The organism is Pseudomonas sp. 37 R 15 (assembly GCF_900004865.1).
GTDB classification, from domain to species: Bacteria; Pseudomonadota; Gammaproteobacteria; order Pseudomonadales; family Pseudomonadaceae; genus Aquipseudomonas; species Aquipseudomonas fluorescens_AM.
The window spans coordinates 34764-53553 of sequence record NZ_CVTV01000020.1; the positions used below are offsets into that span (position 1 = coordinate 34764).

At 59.2% G+C, this 18790-nt stretch carries 10 protein-coding genes; all 10 read left to right on the top strand.

All coding sequences use genetic code 11. The features are described from left to right. Positions 1-2: 2 nt before the first annotated feature. The 10 genes from pgaC (at position 3) to BFQ04_RS28290 (ending at position 18531) form a co-directional block, all read left to right on the top strand. Entirely contained in the window at positions 3-1343 is a 1341-nt protein-coding gene (gene pgaC, locus BFQ04_RS05490; RefSeq protein ID WP_065949931.1) for a poly-beta-1,6-N-acetyl-D-glucosamine synthase, read from the top strand. A 2-nt stretch (positions 1344-1345) separates the two neighbouring features. After that, on the top strand, positions 1346-1828 hold the full coding sequence (pgaD, locus tag BFQ04_RS05495; protein WP_065949932.1) for a poly-beta-1,6-N-acetyl-D-glucosamine biosynthesis protein PgaD: 483 nt from the start codon (positions 1346-1348) through the stop codon (positions 1826-1828). 562 nt (positions 1829-2390) lie between these two features. After that, positions 2391-4112, top strand: a complete 1722-nt coding sequence (locus tag BFQ04_RS05500) for a ShlB/FhaC/HecB family hemolysin secretion/activation protein (RefSeq protein ID WP_065949933.1) — start codon at positions 2391-2393, stop codon at positions 4110-4112. 31 nt (positions 4113-4143) lie between these two features. Further along, positions 4144-14517 (top strand): hemagglutinin repeat-containing protein, encoded by a 10374-nt coding sequence (locus BFQ04_RS05505; protein ID WP_083217931.1) that lies wholly within the window; start codon positions 4144-4146, stop codon positions 14515-14517. Positions 14518-14535: 18 nt separating this feature from the next. Next, complete coding sequence (locus BFQ04_RS05510; RefSeq protein ID WP_065949935.1) at positions 14536-15402, top strand: hypothetical protein; 867 nt, start codon at positions 14536-14538, stop codon at positions 15400-15402. 65 nt (positions 15403-15467) lie between these two features. Next, a complete protein-coding gene (locus BFQ04_RS05515; protein WP_065949936.1) occupies positions 15468-15743 on the top strand; it encodes a hypothetical protein in 276 nt (91 codons plus the stop codon). Further along, positions 15740-15895: a hypothetical protein gene (locus BFQ04_RS29605; protein WP_175413251.1), complete on the top strand. Its 156-nt coding sequence runs from the start codon at positions 15740-15742 to the stop codon at positions 15893-15895. Before BFQ04_RS05515 ends, BFQ04_RS29605 begins: the two co-directional genes overlap by 4 nt. A gap of 241 nt (positions 15896-16136) precedes the next feature. Further along, entirely contained in the window at positions 16137-16694 is a 558-nt protein-coding gene (locus BFQ04_RS29610) for a hypothetical protein (protein ID WP_218187753.1), read from the top strand. Next, entirely contained in the window at positions 16694-17218 is a 525-nt protein-coding gene (locus BFQ04_RS05525) for a hypothetical protein (protein ID WP_024673397.1), read from the top strand. The genes BFQ04_RS29610 and BFQ04_RS05525 overlap by 1 nt, the downstream gene beginning before the upstream one ends. 956 nt (positions 17219-18174) lie before the next feature. After that, positions 18175-18531, top strand: coding sequence for a hypothetical protein (locus BFQ04_RS28290; RefSeq protein WP_164420254.1), 357 nt, complete (start codon positions 18175-18177; stop codon positions 18529-18531). The last annotated feature ends 259 nt before the right edge of the window (positions 18532-18790 follow it).

Here is an 18790-nt window from a genome sequence, read left to right on the forward strand (position 1 = left end):
TCATGTTCGACAGAATCCTGGCTATATTCGTGCTGGCACTGGTATTGGGTGTGCCCCTGGGCCTGATCTTCCTGGTCACCGGGCAGTTCCTGATGGACTTCGTGTTTTTCTACCCGCTGTTCATGTCCGCGCTGTGGATCGCCGGCGGCCTGTACTTCTGGCTGCACTGGGAACGCCACTGGCCATGGCAGGAAGACACGCCGGCGCCGACCCTGGCCGGCAACCCGCTGATCTCGATCATCATCCCTTGCTACAACGAAGGCGATAACGTCGCCGACACCATGGCGGCCGCCCTGGCCCAGGTGTACACGAACATCGAAGTGATCGCGGTCAACGACGGCTCCAGCGACAACACTGCCGCAGTACTCGACGCGCTGGCGCTGCAACACCCACGCCTGCGCGTGCTGCACCTGGCGCAGAACCAGGGCAAGGCCGTGGCCCTGCGCATGGGCGCGGTGGCGGCGCGCAGCGAATACCTGGTGTGCATCGACGGCGATGCGTTGCTCGACAAAAACGCGGCGGCCTATATGGTCGCGCCGATGCTCGACAACCCGCGCCTGGGCGCCGTCACCGGCAACCCGCGTGTGCGCACACGCTCGACCCTGATCGGCCGGGTACAAGTGGGCGAGTTCTCCTCGATCATCGGCCTGATCAAGCGTACCCAGCGCGTGTTCGGGCGCATCTTCACGGTGTCGGGTGTGGTGGTGGCGTTCCGTAAGAAGGCGCTGGACCGCATCGACTACTGGAGCACCGACATGATCACCGAAGACATCGATGTCAGCTGGAAGCTGCAACTCGATCACTGGGCGATCTTCTACGAGCCGCGTGCGCTGTGCTGGATTCTCATGCCCGAAACCGTCGGCGGCCTGTGGAAACAGCGCCTGCGCTGGGCCCAGGGCGGCGCTGAAGTGCTGTTCAAGAATATCCGTGGCATCTGGCAATGGCGCCATCGCTACCTGTGGCCGCTGCTGTTCGAATACTGCCTGTCCACCGGCTGGGCCTTCACCTTCCTGCTCTCGGTGGTGTTCTGGGGCCTGGGCAAATTCATGGTGTTACCGCAGGCGATTACCGTCGACTCCCTGGTGCCGCCGGCGTTTACCGGACTGGTGCTGGCGATGGTGTGCCTGCTGCAGTTCGCGGTGAGCATCCTGATTGACCGGCGCTACGAAAAAGACCTGTGGAAAACCCTGTTCTGGACCGTGTGGTACCCGATGGTGTTCTGGCTGGTGAGCCTGTTCACCACCCTGGTCAGCTTTCCCAAGGTGTTGTTCAACCAGCACCAGAAACGCGCCCGCTGGGTCAGCCCGGACCGTGGTATCAAACCTGCCCAAGAGGAGGCGTGACGATGAAACTGGTCAGAACCCGCCAGAACCTGGTGATGTGGATTATCGATGTGGTGCTTACCCTGCTGGCCTGGGCCGGCCTGGTCTGGCTGCTGGCCCGGGGCATGAACGCCATGCTCGAAACCCACGGCGGCCCGCGCCTGGAAGCGCCGATCTTCGCCGCGCTCAACACCTTGCAAACCTACCTGTGGATCGCGCTGTTCAACGCCGTGATCCTGATTGCCTGGGCGCGCTACCAGCAACGCAAAGGGCGCAAATTCGCCCAGCGTCGCGCCGAGGCGAATGCCCTGAGCGACCAGCACTTGAGTGAAAGCTTCAAGCTGGGCGAGGGCGACCTGGAACAACTGCGCCGCCCCGGCGTGCTGGTGATTCACAACGACGAAGAGGGCGGCGTGGGGGAAGTGAAATCCCACGTGTCCCGCGATGTCGAACGCCCTGGCCTGGCCCTGGTGCCCGGCCCGGAAAAAGACAAAGGCCTTGGCTGATATCTTCAGTGCTGCACTACCCAATGTGGGAGGGGGCTTGAATTAATGCCGCCCTCTGTAGGAGCGAGCTTGCTCGCGAAAAACGTCAACGATAACGCGTGCTTCCTGAATGAACGCGGTGCCTGTAGTTTTTCGCGAGCAAGCTCGCTCCTACAAAAAACCTAACTGACTGGCATTAGGGCAAGCCCCCTCCCACATTGATACCTCCAGTGCTGTGAATGCGCACGGGTTCAAAAAAACTGATTGGATTTCCGATAAATGGGATCCAAATCACAAAACCGCCGCGAACTTTCCTCCCCTCCCCGGTACTAACCCTAACTCGATAACACCTGATGGCTAAATAATGGCGATCGCGGCTTGTTAGTCGAATCACGCTCGAAACAGTTGCCGCCGGTCGGATTAAACGTATCAGTGGTCAGGCCGGAAACTGTTCGATAATTATTTTTTGTTACTAATCATTAGGTTGACCGCAAACACGCTCGAACACCCGACAGCCCCCGCGTCTTGGTCTGCTGAACGTTCGATGTTAGCTTGCCGGCCTTTGATTTTCGACGGATCGAACATGCCTCTGCCAATGCCACGGACTCGGTTTCTTCTATGCACTTTCCTGCTCGCTTGCCTGAGCCTGAACACTGCATTCGCTGCCCCCACGCCCGGGGACCAGGACCTGATCCGCGATCGGCAGAACCGCCTGCTCGAAGAGCAACAGCGGCGCCTTGAAGAACTCAAGGATCTGCCCGGCAAAGCGGCCAAACCCGAGGCGCCCACCGCGCCCGCCGACACCCGTTGCTTCCCGATCAAGGACATCGAACTCAAAGGCGCCGACAGCCTGCCGGCCTCCGAGCGCGAGCGCCTGCTCAAGCCCTACGTCGGCCAATGCCTGGGCGTGTCCCAGCTCAACGACCTGCTCAAGGCCATCACCGATTACTACCTCGGCAAAGGCCGCGTCACCAGCCGCGCCTACCTGCCGCAGCAAGACCTCTCCACCGGCCACCTGCAAGTGCTGGTGGTGGAAGGCAAGCTCGAAGCCTTGCGCAGCGCCGAAGGCAGCACCGTGACCGAACGCGAACTGGCCATGGCGTTTCCTGGCAAGGTCGGCGAAGCGCTGAACCTGCGTGAAATCGAGCAACTGGTGGACCAGCTCAACCGCCTGCCGTCCAAACAAGCGCAGATGGAACTGACCCCCGGCAGCCAGGTAGGCGGCAGCGACGTGGTGGTCAAGAACACCGCGCAAAAGCCCTGGCGCGCCAGCCTGTCGCGCAATAACGACGGCCAGAAAAGCACCGGTGAACAGCAATGGGGCGCCGGCCTTGAATGGGACAGCCCGCTGGGCCTGGGCGACCAGTTGATTCTGCGCGGCGGCCATGACGCCATCAGCGACCACCAGAAAACCTCGAAAAACACCATGCTCTATTACAACGTGCCGTGGGGTTGGTGGAACTTCAGCTACACCTACAGCGAGAGCGACTACCGCACCTTCGGCGTGACCGACGACTTCAAATACAAGCAGGACGGCGACAACCAGAACCACCAACTGCGCGCCGAGCGAGTGATCCACCGTGATGACGTGAGCAAGACCTCGGTCAACGTCGGCCTGGCGCACCTGCGCACCAACAACTACATCCTCGACGTGCGCACCGCGCCCAGCAGCAACCGCCTCAGCGAACTGCAACTGGGCGTCAACCACGGGCGGCGTATCGGCACGGCCTTCGTCAACCTGGACCTGGGCATGCAAAGCGGTATCGGCCTGCTCGACGCCCAGTCGCAGGACGAGCGCGACGCCTTCGGCCGCCGCCAGCCGAACTCGCGCTACCGCAAATACACCGCCACCGTCAGCTACCTGCAACCGTTCAGCCTGTGGGGCGAGTCGTTCAGCTTCAGCAGCCTGGCCACCGGCCAGCGCAGTGAAGACCCGCTGTTCTCGCCCCAGCGCATGAGCCTCGGCGGCTCGGCTTCGGTGCGCGGTTTCAAGGATCAGTTGCTGACCGGCGACAGCGGCGGCTACTGGCGCAACGAAGTGCGCTGGGCACGCCCGGTGACCCTCGACTGGATGCGCCCGGCCTTCTTCGAGTACGGCGCCAGCGTCGGCTACGACCAGGGCGTGATCCGCAACGACCGCTACAACGACAACGTTCATGGCCGCGTGTCCAGCAACTCCCTGGAGCTGTTCGCCCGTGGCAAGAACGTCAGCACCAGCGTGACCTTTGCCCACTCGCTGGAAAGACCCGGCGTCGTCACCGAGCGCGAAGCGCCGATCTACTTCCGCCTGGATTTGTTCCTGTAATTCAACGTTGCGCCGCAGCGAGAAACTGAAAATGGACGTTCGACAATTTGCCTTCCTGGCCCGCCAACCTTCCGCCACCCTGAAGCCGCGAAACGCCTTCTTCGGCCTGCCCAAGCGCGGGCTGGCGCTGATCCTCGCCAACGCGCTGTTCTGGCAGCCACTGCTGGCCCAGGCCGAGGGCATTGTGGTCAGCGCGCCGGGCACTACCGTGGGCGCGGCGGGCAATGGCGTGCCGGTGGTGAACATCGCCACGCCCAACGGCGCAGGCTTGTCCCATAACCAGTTCCAGCAGTACAACGTCGGCCCCAACGGCGTGATCCTCAACAACGCCAACGGCGCGCTGCAAAACACCCAACTGGGCGGGATCATCGTCGGCAACCCCAACCTCAAGGGCGGCGCGGCCAGCGTCATCCTCAACGAAGTCAACGGCGGCAGCGCCAGCCAGTTGCGCGGCTATACCGAAGTGGCGGGGCAGTCGGCCAAAGTTATCGTCGCCAACCCGTACGGCGTGACCTGCGCCGGTTGCGGTTTCATCAACACCCCCAACGTCACCCTCACCACCGGCAAACCCATCATCGACCCGACCGGCCAGCTGAAAAGCTACCAGGTCGATGGCGGCGCGGTGACCATCGATGGCGAAGGCCTGAACGCCAGCAACGTCGACCGCTTCGACATCATCACCCGCTCGGCCAAGATCAACGCACAAATCAACGCCCGCGAACTCAACGTGATCGCCGGGCGCAACGACGTCGATGCACAAAGCCTGAAAACCACCGCTCGCGCCGACGACGGCAGCGCCAAGCCCGAATTGGCGATTGACTCATCGGCGCTGGGCGGCATGTACGCCGGCGCGATCAAACTGGTGGGCACCGAAGCCGGCGTGGGCGTGAAGCTCGACGGCACCCTGGCCGCCAGCGGTGGCGATATCCAGCTCGATGCCAATGGGCGCCTGAGCATGGCGCAGACCGCTGCCAGCGGCGCGATCAATGTCAAAGCCGCCAGCCTTGACGCCCAGGGACCGATGTATGCCGGTAACGCCCTGGAGGTGCAAACCCAGGGCGATCTCAACAGTCGCAAAAGCCTGGCCGCACGCGACCGCATTGCACTGTCCAGCGGCGGCACGCTGACCAACGCAGACATCATCGAAGCCGGCGTCAACGCCGATAACACCCGCAACTCCACAGGTGATGTCAGCCTGCGCGGCCAGGCCGTCAACAACAATGGCGCCAGCGTGATCGCCAGCCGCAGCTTGAGCGTCGATTCCCAGGCCTTGAACAACCAGGGCGGCACCCTCAGCGCCCGGCAAGGCACTCGCGTCACGGCGGCTGCCCTCGATAACCGCAACAACGGACGAGTCCTCAGCAACACCGCGCTGGCTATCGACGCCGGCGCGCTGCAGAACGGCCAGGGCGGATTGATCGCCAGTAACGGGCCGCTGACTGCCACGCTGGGCACGGTGCAAAATACCGGCGGCGAAATCTCCAGCCTGGACACTGCCAACCTGACGGTGACCACCCTGGACAACGTCGCGGGCCTGGTCACGGCGGGCAAGGCGTTGAGCCTCAGCGCCGGCACGCTCGACAACCAGAACGGGCGCGTCACCAGCCAGGGCGTTCTTCACCTCACCGGTAATCGCCTCGACAACCGTCAGAAAGGCCTGGTCGCCAGCACCGGCGGCGTGCAGGTCGACGTCGCCAACATCGACAACCGCAACGGCGAGCTGTCCAGCCGTGCGGGCGTGGCGGTGAACGGCACGCAATTGGATAACAGCGATGGCGGCCTGGTAGTGGCTGGCACTGGCCTGAACCTGAACGTCGATCAATTGCTCAACCGCAACCAAGGCCTGATCAGCAGCGAAGGGCTGCTCACCGTGACCACGGGCACCCTGGTCAACCGTGGTGGCGCGCTCTCCAGCGCCGGCCCGCTGAGCATCGCCGCCCGTGACGCGGTGGACAACCAGGGCGGCCGCCTGGTGACGGACGGCACCCTGACCCTGACCAGCGCAAGTGTCGACAACAGCCAACAGGGCACCCTGAGCGCGCGTAATGCGCTGCGCATCGACACTCGCGACCTGAACAATCAGCAAGGCGGTCAGGTGACCAGCGCCACCGGCCTGACCCTTGAACTCAATCGCGGCCAATTCAACAACCAGGGCGGGCTGATCAACGGCCCGCTCTTGATGCTCAACAACCTCAAGGACGTTAATAACCAGGGCGGCGAGATTTCCAGCAGCCAGGCCTTCACACTCACCGCCGACAACCTCGATAACAGCAGCGGCAAACTGCTGAGCAACGCCGCCCTGACCCTGCGCATCGGCCAGGCCCTGGCCAACGTCAAGGGCATGATTGCCGCCGCTGCGGTTGACGCAAGCGCTGCCAGCCTGGACAACAGCGGCGGCACCCTCACCAGCCGTGGCGACACCCTGCTCAACGTGAGCGGCCCATTGACCAACCAGGCCCAGGGCCTGATCAACGCGGCCAACCTTCTGAGCATCAATACCGCGAGCCTGGATAACCAGGGCGGCTCCTTGCTGGGCAGCGCGATTGCCGTGGACTTCGGCAGTGCCACCGGCGACCTGAACAACACCGGTGGCCTGATCACCACCGCCGGCAACCTGAGCATCAATCACCTGCGTGACCTCAGCAACCAGGGCGGCGAACTCTCCAGCGCGCAGACCCTGACCCTCAGTGGTCGCACCCTCGATAACAGCGCGGGCAAGCTGATCAGCAATAACCTGCTGGTGCTCAACGCCGAGACGCTGATCAACCAGAACGGGCTGATGTCCGGCTGGCAAGGCCTGAACGCCACTGCCGCAAGCCTGGACAACCGCAACGGCGGCACCCTGTCGAGCCGCTACGGCGACCTCAATGCCACGCTCACCGGTCGCCTGCTCAACAGCGGCGCGGGTGCGCTGGTCAGCCAGAAAGCGCTGACGGTCAGCGCCGCCGAGCTGGATAACAGCGACAAAGGCGCGCTTTCCAGCGCTGCCGAGCAAACCCTCAACGTCACCGGGCTGCTGAACAATGCCAACGGCGGCGCCATCGACAGCGGCACGGCCTTGAACCTGACCGCGCAGAACCTGGACAACACTGCCGGCACCATCAGCGGCGGCGCTGCCACTCGCCTGGACCTGCTGGCGACCCTGACCAACACCAACGGCAAGTTGGCCAGCGCTGGCCCGTTGCTGATCAGCCGTGCCGCGCAGATCGACAACCAGGGTGGGCAACTCGCCAGCCAAGGCCTGTTGACGCTGCTGACCGGCGGCCTGGATAACCGCAATCGCGGCACGCTGGCGGCCAACGAGCGCTTGAGCATCACCGCCAGCGGTCTGGTACAGAACGGCAACGACGGCTTGATCTACAGCCAGAACGCTGACCTCACGCTCAGCGCCAACCGTCTCGACAACGCCAGAGGCGCGGTGCAAAGCCAGGGCGGCCTGACCCTCGATGTGGTCGATGCGGTCGACAACCAGAGCGGCAAACTGATCGCTCAGGCCGGCAACCTCAAGGCCGGCGCGGCCAGCCTCGACAACCGGGGCGGCACCCTCGCCAGCCTCCAGGCCTTGCTGCAGACCCGAGTGGTCGGTGTGCTGCGCAACGGCTATGACCTCACCAACAATCGCCAGGGCGGCGTGATGCAGGGCCAGACCCTGGACCTGCAGGCCGGTGGCGTAGACAACTACGGCGGACGTATTTCCGCCCAGGCCGGCGACGGCCTGGTCACCACCGGCAACTTCGACAACCGCAACGGCGGGCTCTATGCCAAAGGCCTGATGCGCGTGGTCGGCCACGATTTCGATAACAGCGGCGACAACGATGGCCAGATTGCCGCCCGCCAGATCGACCTGGACCTCAGCGGCGCGTTGAATAACCGCCTGGGCATCATCGAAAGCGAATCCACCCTCAAGGTCCGCGCCGCCAGCCTGGACAACCAGACCGGCCGCCTGCGCGCACTGGGTAACAGCGGCACCACCGAGTTCGCCATTGGCGGGCTGTTCGACAACCGCGACGGCGTGCTGGAAACAGCCAACACCAACCTGAGCCTGGACGCCGACCGCCTGCAGAACCTCGGCGGCAATGTGCTGCATGTGGGCACCGGCACCTTCGGCATCGCGCCGCGCAATCTCAATGATGTAGGCGGCAGCCTGGTCACCCGTGGCGACCTGACCATCGCCCAGGACACCTGGACCAACAGCAGCGTGATCCAGGCCGGGCAACTGACCGTCAACGTCAACAGCCTCGAACAGACCGCGACCGGTCAATTGCTCGGCGCCCGGCGCTTTATCGGCAGCGGTGGCAACTGGTCCACCAACGGCCTGATCGCCAGCGACGGCGACCTTGACCTGAGCCTGAGCGGCGCGCTGAACAGCAGCGGGCGCATCAGCAGCCTGGGCAAACTGAACCTGACCGCCGCCCAGGCCAACTTGAGTGACACCGCCAGCATCGCCGGCGGTGGCGTGACCCGCGCCACCCTCAGCGGCACCCTGAACAACCGCGGCCGCCTGACCTCGGCCACCGACCTGCTGATCAACGCGGGCACGCTCAACAACTACGCCACGCTCGGCAGCGGGCAAACGCTCACGGTCAACACCGGCGCATTGCTCAACGACCACGGCCTGATCTTCAGCGGCGCCGACATGAGCCTGCGCGTGGCGTCGCTGAACAACAGCTACGGCGACCTCTACAGCATGGGCAACCTGAGTGTCGATCGCGACGGCAAGGGCGGCCTGGCCGACAGCATTATCAACAGCTCATCGAGCATGCAGAGTGATGGTGACCTGACCCTCACCGCCGCCACGATCAAAAACGAACGTGCGGTACTGACCGTCAACGACGCGGGTGTCTACACCGCCTCGGCCACCGAGGGCGCGTGCATCAAGTACGTCAACGCCGGTGACTGCAAAGCAGGCGGCACCCCGCGCAACTACGTGTGGGAGTTGCTGACCCGCGACAAACTGGAAGTGACCGCCGCCAGTGCCGGTTCGAGTATCACCGCCGGCGGCAACATGACCCTGGCGGGCGGCGACCTGCTCAACAGCAGCAGCTCGATCGCGGCCGGCGGTAACTTCACGGCGCGCCTGAACAACCTGGTCAACACCGGCATCGAAACCGGCGAGACCGAGACCTATCGTCTGTTCACGTCAGAGCGCACCAAGCACCCTGGACGCTGGTTCGATGCAGCCGCCGCACTTACCAACAAATACTGGTACAAAAGCGCCGGTTACAACCCCAATGACCTCGGCGGCCTTGAGGCCACGGTGGCCAACTTCATCGGCATGATGGAGATCGAGCGCACGCAGTTCGGCAAGGTCACCAAAATCGCCAGCGATGATCAGCGTTATGCTGCCGTGATTCAGGCTGGCGGCGCGGTGGACGTCAAGGCGCAGGCCGGTATCGACAACAGCGTGGTGCGCCCGGGTTACACCTACATCGGGGCGGGTGCAAAAACCACCACCGGCGCGACCGGCGCCAGTGCCGCCAACGGTTACTCGACCCGCGTCACCCTCAACGCGCAATTGCCTCCGGACCTGGCCCAGCAGCAGATCAACCCGCTGAGCTTGCCCGGCTTTACCTTGCCCAGCGGCCAGGGCGGCCTGTTCCGCCTCAGCGGCCAAAGCGCCAGTGCGCCGGCCAGTACCGGCCCGCAAGGCTGGAGCCTGGGCGGCGGCAGCGTAGACCGAGCCCCGGCTTCCGGGCCGGTCGTACCCGCCGCAGGCACCTCGGCCGACGGTGTCACCATCAACCGCGTGCAAGGCCTGCCGGACAGCCAGTTCGTCTCCAACCCACAGAAATACCTGATCGAAACCAACCCGCAGCTGACCAATCTCGGCCAGTTCCTCAGTTCCGATTACATGCTGTCCAAGCTCGGCTACGACCCCGACCAGGCGCAAAAACGCCTGGGTGATGGCCTCTATGAACAGCGCCTGATTCAGCAAGCGGTCATTGCCCGCACCGGCCAGCGCTTCATCGACGGCCAAACCAGCGACACGGCGATGTTCAAGTACCTGATGGACAACGCCATCGGCAGCCGTCAGGCGCTCAATTTGTCGGTCGGTGTAAGCCTCACCGCCGAACAAGTCGCGGCCCTGACCCACGACATCGTGTGGATGGAAAACGCCACCGTCGCCGGCCAGCAAGTGCTGGTGCCGGTGCTCTACCTGGCCCAGGCCAACAACCGCCTGGCGCCCAATGGCGCGTTGATCACCGGCAGCGACCTGAGCCTGGTCAGCGGCACAGACCTGACCAACGTCGGCACCCTGCGCGCCACCAATAACCTGGCCGCCAGCGCCGGGCGCAACATGGTCAACAGCGGCCTCATCGCAGCGGGCAACCGTCTCGACCTGCTGGCCGGCAACAGCCTCACCAACCGCGCCGGCGGCATCATCAGCGGGCGCGACGTCAGCGCCGCTGCGGTAAATGGCGATGTGCTCAACGAACGCACCGTCACCAGCCACCAGAGCAGCAGCGGCTATCGCACCGAACGCACCGACTTCGTCGACAACGCCGCGCGCATCGAAGCCGCCAACAGCCTGACCCTGCAAGCCGGTCGCGACATCAACAGCACCGGCGGTGTACTCAAGAGCGGTACCGACACCCGTATCCAGGCCGGGCGTGACGTGAACCTCGTCACTGCCGAACAACGTAACGCCAATAGCGTCAGCACCTACTCACGCAGCAGCAACGTGACCCAGTACGGCACCGTGGTAGAAGCCGGGCGGGACTTCCAGATTGTGGCGGCACGGGACATCAGCGCCATCGGCAGCCAGTTGAATGCCACGCGTGATCTGGCGTTGGTGGCCAAGGGCAATGTGAACCTGGCTTCGGCGGCGAATGAACAGCATTCGGCGTTCAATTCCAAGAAGGTCACCAGCAAAGAGGATCACGTTCAGCAGGTAGGCACCTCATTGGTGGCCGGCGAAAACCTCTCCCTGAGTGCAGGCAACGACCTCGCCGTCAGCGCCAGTCGCGCGAGCGCGGGCAAGGAAGCCTACCTCTATGCGGGCAATGATCTGACGCTGAAGGCCGCCCAAGACAGCGACTACAGCTATTACCGCAAGACCAAAACCAGCAAAGGGTTGCTGTCCAGCAGCCAGAAAACGCGCATCGACAGCAGTAACCAGATTACCCAACAGGGTTCCTCCATCAGCGCCGACACGGTGGTCGTGCGTGCCGGTCGCGACATCGGCACGAGCGCCAGTGACGTGGTGTCCACGAACGCCACCAGCCTGATTGCCGGGCGTAATGTGGTGATTGATGGGGCAACGGAAACCTTTGAACAAAGCCATTCGTCCTCGACCAAAAAATCGGGCTTGATGAGCAGCGGCGGCATCGGCGTTACGTTGGGCTCAAGCAGCAATAAAAACACCCTCAACAGCAGCACCGAAACCACCCGGGCCAGCAACATCGGCAGCGTGCTGGGCAGCGTGGATATCCGGGCGGGCAAAGAGCTCACCATCAAAGGCTCTGACGTGGTTGCCGGTAAAGACATCAGCCTGGTTGGGCAAAATGTCAGCATCCTGGCGTCCGAAAACAACAACCGCAGCGAACAGACGGCCAAAAGCAAAACCAGTGGTTTGACCCTGGCACTCTCCGGCACCGTGGGTAGCGCGGTGGACTCCGCTTACCGAACTGCCAAGCAAGCCAAAAGCGAGGACGACGGCCGCCTCTCGGCGCTGCAAGGTGTGAAGGCGGGTTTGACGGGGGTGCAGGCGTGGCAAGCGGCGCAGCAGGATGGCGGCATGACCGGCGCCAACGCTGGGCAGTTTGTAGGTATCAGCATCTCCCTGGGGTCGCAGAAGTCCGACTCCAGACAGACGCAGGAACAAACCCTCAGCCAGGGCAGCAACCTGACGGCGGGCAATAACCTCACCATCGTGGCGCAGGGGAATGGCACGCCGGGAGACGCCGGTGATATCCGCGTTCAAGGCAGCAAGCTCCAGGCCAGCAATGAAATGACGCTGGCTGCGGAGCGTGATATTCGCCTGGAGGCTGCGGCCAACAATCAAAAGCTCGATGGCAAAAACAGCAGCAGCGGTGGAGCGATTGGCATCAGTCTGGGCGTGGGTTCCGGAGAAAGTGGCCTGAGTATCTTCGCCAATGCGAACAAGGGCACCGGCAACGAGAAGGGCACCGGCACCACCTGGACGGAGACAACGCTGGACGCGGGCAAACAGGTCAGCCTGATCAGCGGACGAGACACCGCCCTCAAAGGCGCGCAAGTCAGCGCAGACAAAATCACCGCTACCGTGGGTCGCGACTTCACGCTGCAAAGCCTGCAGGACACCGATAACTACAAGTCCAAGCAAACGGATGTCAGTGGGGGCGTCAGTTTTGCCATCATCGGCAGCGGCGCCAGCGCCAACCTGAGCATCAGCAAAAGCAAGATCGACTCCAAATACCAGAGTGTGCAGGAGCAGACCGGCCTGTTCGGCGGCAAGGGCGGCTACCAGATCGATGTGGGCAACCATACCCAACTCGATGGCAGCGTGATCGCCAGCACGGCCACGCCGGACAAAAACCGCCTGAACACCGGCACCCTGGGCTGGAGCGTTTTAAAGAACAAGGCTGACTACACAAGCCAGTTGCAGAGCGCCAGCGTCAGCAGTGGCAGCGATGGCACCAACGCGTTCATCAGCAACATGCCCAGCGGCAGTTTGATCGCGTTCAATCATGGCGACAGTGACAGCGGCACCACGTCCTCGGCCATTTCCAACGGCACCCTCAACATCCGCGACCCTGCCAAACAGCAGCAGGACGTGGCAACGCTGAGCCACGATGTTGAACACGCCAACGGCGCCATCAGCCCCATCTTCGATAAGGAGAAAGAGCAGAAACGGCTGCGGCAGGTGCAGTTGATTGCGGATATCGGTACTCAAGCGGCGGATATCACACGCACTCAAGGTGCCATTAACGCGGCCAATGCTCAAAAAGATCCCGAAGCGATAGCGGCTGCGCGAGACAAACTTATCCGTGAGGGCAATACCCAGCCGACGGATAAAGAGATCGCCGCACAGGTGACCCGTACGGTGATGCAGCCGTACGGAACGGGGGGCGATTATCAACGTGCCGCTCAAGCGGTGACGGCAGCTTTGCAAGGACTGGCAGGCGGGGACATCGGCTCCGCCCTCGCAGGCGCGTCGGCGCCCTATCTGGCGAACATCATCAAGCAGTCAGCGCGGGACAACGATACCGCCCGAATCATGGCCCACGTGGTATTGGGTGCTGTAGTTGCACAGGCCCAAGGGAACTCGGCGGTTGCCGGTGCCGCTGGAGCTGGCACGGGGGAGTTGATTGCGGCGCAGTTGTATCCTGGTATTAAAACCGAGAATTTGAGCGAGAAGCAGAAACAGACCGTATCGGCGCTTTCGACATTGGCATCGGGTTTGGCAGGCGGGCTTGCAGGAGGCGACCTGAGCGGTGCACTTGCCGGTGCAAAGGCTGGCAACAATGCTGTTGAGAACAACTCAATGGGTGATATTGCCAGTGCATTAGCTGAGGGTAAGACGCTCGAACAAAAGGCTGAAGAGCGCATCAAGGCTGAAAATGAGCGCTACAAGGAGCAAAACTGTGCGGGACTGAGCGCAGAGGCGTGCTCGGCGCAAATGTATGCCGAGCGCCGTGAAAGCCTTGCTTATACGTTGGTGGGTGGTGTTGTTGTAATCGGAACAGTGACAGGAGGCATGTTGCTTGGTCCAGCCCTGTTAAATGCATGTGGGATGAACCCGGTAGCTTGTACCGAACTGACCATAGCAGCAGCAGAGGTGCCTTTTGGTGCCGCGATGGCTGGCGGTGGGGCGTTAGGTGTGGGAGGCTTTGGCAGTCTTGGGGTGAAGGAGGTAGCTGCTACTGCGGATGCTGCTGCGGCGGCGCGGAATGTTGAGGCTGTAAAAGGTGGCGCTCTTGATGCAAAAGGGCTAGGTCAGACAGGTGGAGCCGTTACTTCGGGTACGACACTTGATCTGTTTTCAGCCACCCGAGGTAAAGATCTTTCGAAGCTAACCAATCAGCAGGTTGGTGACCTAGGTGAAGATATCTCCAAGGTCTTCTTGCGTGACAACAACCACACTGACATCTTCGCTGTGCAGAACCGCAGTGGTAACGGTATCGACATTGTCAGCCGTACACCGGATGGCCGCCTCGCGTTCACTGAAGTAAAAACTTCGCGAACGGGGAATGTGGGAGATCTTTCTGTACGACAGCAGAACATGACAACGTTCATCGAGGATGTTCTGGGTCAGGCAGCTAGTCGACAAGGTCGTTACAAGAGCATCAGCGTGGCAGAGCAGCAGCAGGCTAGGCAGATGCTTCGGGAGTTCAGGCGTGCCCCTGAAAATGTGAGTGGTAATTTGATCGGCGTTGACCTACAGGGTGAAGTATTGCGGGTCTCACCTTGGGCGCGTAATTGACTGATGGGGCGTACCAGAATGAAAAAAATAGAAGAAATCCTAGAGCAGCATCGGCACTGGCTGTCTCAGTCGGATGGGATGCTGGCTCAAGAGCTTGAGTACCTTGAAGAGGATCTTGCCTGTGACTCCTTGGAGGGGTTGGGCAATGTATCTGATTCATTGGGGATACTTGCAGTTTGTCACGGTATACAGGGAGAGGTTTCTATTTGTGCCGGTGATATTTCTGGCTGGGAGGAAGTATCCCGCGCGATGATTTACCGCTATTGGGTGCTAATGCTCAGAGCTAAGACCTTTTCTAATACGAGCTTTCTTCAAGGCATTAGAAACGCCCCGAATCTGACCAATCAGTTGAGCAATGCAGGTTGCTTACTTGCAGGTTTCATTGCTGCGGATAGGCATGATCTAGCGGAGTCGGTCGCCGATGTGCTTGTTGGGATGTTAACTGTTGATGGAGCTGTTGATCCCGGCTATCTCAAAGAGCGTCGATTCGAACCTTTCATGCTGTGGCTCTATTCTGTCTATTCGGGTGGGAATACACCTGCCCTGATTGAGTCTATGGATCTCGGCATTTACAAGAAAGTGATAGACAGTTGGGCAGATGAGCAAAGGCTTGCCGGTGTACTGGACGAGGTATGCCAATATCACTTAGCTAACTCCGAAGATAAGGGCGGGGCTTGGGACCCGGAGTTCAAAAACCCACCTTTTGATTTGCTGCCTTTGGAGGTTTTCGCAATTTTTAAGGTTCGCCAACAGTGCGGGTTGAAGTCACTTGCAGTTGCGAATCCCTTGTTATCTATTGAAGTGGCTGCATTGGAGAATCTGGCTTTCAAGCCTGATGACATTTCTGTAAGGGTTGAGACAGCCTATAGAAATTTCTTCAGCTAAAGTACAGATAGAACAATCGGGAGCGACCCTGATAAGCGATAGGGGACAGACCACGTTTTTCGTAGATGTTGATGTGGCTGGATAGCAGTTCACTTGATGCAAAAGGTGCGCTCTTGATGCAAAAGCTACTGGCGGTGCTGCTGGAAAGGCAGATGATCTCGCCTCTACCGGGACAGCTGTTCGTCCTACACCCCAAAAATCTGAGATTGATGTTGGCGCTGATCTTGGTGCGGGAGCTCGCCCACAAGTCAGTTATAAAAATGGGCAAGAAGTCCCTTATGGCACTTCAGGTAGTGTCCGTCCAGACTGGTGTGTGGGTAACGTATGCAGCGTTGAAGTGAAAAACTACAACATTGTAAAAAATCAAAGCGGATTGATTAGTAATGTTTCCAACCAAGCCCTCCAGCGAGCTGAAAATTTACCGCAAGGAATGCAGCAGCAAGTCGTTATTGATATTCGAGGGCAAGCTGTCACGCTTGTGCAGGAGAAATAGGGGTCAGACCACGGTTTGAAAAACAGTGGTCTGACCCCTATTTCCCCAGCTGGGGCCCACTGCAGGCAGCCTCAAGGAGACCTATGCGGCGCTCAAAGCTGTAGTGGAGAGCGGTGGTGTTTGGGACGCGGTCAAGCAGCCGTATATTGATCGCATAGACCGACTGCAAGCGCAGTATGAAGAAGCCGGGCCCAGTGGCTCCTTTAACGCCGGGGTTGAAACTGGAAGGCTGATCAGCGATATGGCTGCGGTCCTTTCAGCTGGCGGTGGGCTGGTGAAGGGTGGCGCCTTGCTGGCGGAGAAGGTTACGGCTAAGGTCGCTGCTCGAATAGAGTTGGGGGGCGCGAAAGCAACTCCTTCAGGGCTGGTTTCTGGAGAAACTGGCTTTGTAGATGCTGGTAAGGCTGCTGCTAACGATGCGGATTTCGCGGGTGCAAAAGCAACTACTGGCGCTCCCAATACACCCAGGTTCATTACGGACTCTGCCGGTAATACTATTGATTTAGATTATACCAAGGGACTCAGGGAAACGAATGTGACGGTCACGGGAACGCGTGGTGGTGTTCAGTATCCGTTGCAAGGGCAAACTCCCGATTCTTATGCAAATCTTGGAAATGGGCATGTTGTTGTCTACGGTCCTGAGGGGCGTGCGCTATATGATGTGTCTAGCTCTCGGATTAAGGTGGTCGAATGGAACCAAGCTCCGAATGGAACATATTTCCCCAAGAAGGGAAGTGATACAAAAGCTTTTGAGGGAAATGTTCCTCAGTCGGTTCTTGATAGCTTAGGGTTGAAATGATGAAAGTTTATCAGGGTAATATTTCTAAAGAGTCGTTGAATCTGTTTGTTTCAGATATTGGCTCCGGGGAGTTTTTTTCATATGTAGGGCACTTGGTTTCATTAGAACAGGCAATTTCTGTTCTAGGTTTGCTCTCTCCTGATTTTATTGAGGTCAGTGGTCACATTTTCTGGCTGCCTAACGCTCAGCAATACGATCCGCAAAAATTTCATTTGAACGGGCTGGTTGAGACCGAATCTAGTATGTTGGAACAAAGTACATCGCGTAGAGACGTTGAACGATACAGAAATATTTTTTCAATAAATCAGTTCTTTTCAAAGTGGGAGGATGCACCGGGCCGACCCGTATTTAAAGTGGGCCTGTCGGAAGAAGATTATCGTCTTTGTCATTTATTTGCTGAACAGATCACTAGATATTGGAAGCGCGCGTTATCCGATGCCTTTCCAGAGAAGGTATTTCAGTTTGAAATTGCTGACGATCTTCTCGATGAATATGGCGTCTGTCTGACATTCTGGCAGTCGTAGTTTTAAGAGCGCACAGGATGTGTCCGCGCCATTAAAACCACTGCCAGAGACTAAACAATAATTATGCGTTTAGAAATGGTGGAGAAATAGGGGTCAGACCACGGTTTGGAAAATAGTGGTCTGACCCCTATTTCCGCAGGCACACATTATGTCCCGCGGTAGAGTACTTTGGTGATGATGGGTTTTATAAAGACGGACCCTATGAATCGGGTGCTAAGGGCGAGGTGTGGCTGTTCGGCTGGGATAGCACCGGGACTGCTTTCGGTTTCGACAGTGGAGACAACTGGCGATTGTTGGAAATCGACAATATGCGTTGGATAACGCGACTTGACTTGTCGTTTCGTCAGTTCGTCGAAGGGGTGTTGGTATGTTATCCACAGCGGCCGATAAGCTTTGCGAATGGAGTTTGGCGCGACTCGGGAGATGTTTCTTACACCCTATCGGATTAGGCATAAAAGCGTGCTGAGCCTAAAAAAGTGGAAAAGGCGCGCATTTATCTGAGGGAAATAGGGGTCAGACCACGTTTTGCGTTTTTTAGAGTTCAGTGAGGTTGCTCTTTAAAAATATGGTTTATTTTTGGAGAAATAGGGTAGACCACGGTTTTGCGTTTTTAGAGTTTAGTAGAGTTGCTCTTTTAAATAGAAGAATAGTGGTCTGACCCCTATTTCCCCGAGCCTGATGACTTCTGAAGGCGTTCCTGCAAGTGCCTTTGGGAACAGAAATATTGCTGATTTGGCTAGGTACACCGGTGATGGAGCTCCGGTGGTTGTCCGCATTGTTGACAACACGAAAGGTACGGACTTTTCCCATTTTGTTGTGGTGGATGGGGTTACAACTAGAAATGGAATCTCCGTTGTAGCTATTCGCGATCCGCACGGGGCCCAATATTTCAGTCCCATCAGTACCTTTCAAAGAAACTTTTCAGGTGAGGTTGTTGTTCCTCGGAGTGCACTTAAGTGAAATTAATTATCGACTTCCCTGAGAACATGATCACGAATGAATTACTCAGGCAGGAACGAATACCCTGCTTTTGCAAGGTCTCAAAAGAATTTGAAATTTCGTTTTCGGATACGGTTCCTGAGTCATCTGGGGTGGTATCAGAATGGGATCGTAGAGAGCTGGAGTTAAGAGCCGTTGCGGGGGCGGGCGGTCGATATACGCATTTCGCTAATGGTTTGATTACATTGCATAAAATTAATGAAGGCGTTTACAAGATCCTTGATCTTGAGATGTTTTATAGAAGTTATGGCTGGTGCGCTGTCTTACGGGGTGGGGAGTATGCGCCTCCCGGAGATTTTTGGGATGAAGAGTAAAGACTTTCTGATGAGTGCTAGGCTGGGAGAAATAGGGGGCAGACCCTGAGCAATCCCCACAAATTTACCCTAAGCTCAGCGCTTGATGGCGCACCTCATCACGCAGTGGAGAAATAGGGGTCAGACCACGGTTTGAAAAATAGTGGTATGACCCCTATTTCCGCTAGAACACTGCCTGATGGCCGTATTCGTTACTACACACAAGAGGTTCCTGCAAGGACAGAAGGACCTACTCGGGGTGCTTCTTTCGCCACGGAGT